This window comes from Microbacterium sp. B19, from assembly GCF_000333395.1.
Taxonomy (GTDB): domain Bacteria; phylum Actinomycetota; class Actinomycetes; order Actinomycetales; family Microbacteriaceae; genus Microbacterium.
The window spans coordinates 1-507 of the sequence record NZ_BADA01000297.1; the positions used below are offsets into that span (position 1 = coordinate 1).

A 507-nucleotide genomic window follows, 5' to 3' on the forward strand; every position below is an offset into this window, starting at 1 on the left:
TGAAGGGTGCAGCCGACGAGGTCCTCGAGGCGCTCGGCGTGAGCGACCCGCTGCTCGACCTCGCCAAGGAGCTCGAGCAGATCGCGCTGGAGGACGACTACTTCAAGGAGCGTCGCCTCTACCCGAACGTCGACTTCTACACCGGCGTCATCTACAAGGCGATGGGCTTCCCGACGCGCATGTTCACGGTGCTCTCCGAAAACTCAGGAGTTTCGCACGCGACGCCGGGCGGCCGGAGCCGCCGCGGTCCCGGCAAACGCATAGCCGTCCGGCCTACCGTGACGGCACGCCTCCTCTGACCGTTCTCCTCACCACCTGGCACGCCGCGCCCGTTCCGCTCGGCGTGCTCGTCGTGGCATCCGCTCTCTACATCGCCGGGGTCGTGCGGGTGCGGCGTCGCGGGGAGAGATGGCCGGTGCTCCGCACGATCGGCTTCTTCGCGCTCGGCCTCGCCCCCTACGCCGTGATCGAACTGGGCTTCCTCGGGGTGTACTCGTCCGAGCTTCG

Annotated in this window: 2 protein-coding genes; both read left to right on the forward strand. The window is 68.2% G+C overall.

Going from position 1 to position 507, the window contains the following annotated elements:
• Window positions 1–299, forward strand: a 299-nt coding sequence (locus tag I5G_RS26460) for a citrate/2-methylcitrate synthase (protein ID WP_036327627.1), incomplete at its 5' end; no start/stop codon positions are given.
• 53 nt (window positions 300–352) lie between these two features.
• Window positions 353–507: cytochrome c oxidase assembly protein (locus I5G_RS26730; protein ID WP_275574423.1), on the forward strand; the 155-nt coding region annotated here is incomplete at its 3' end.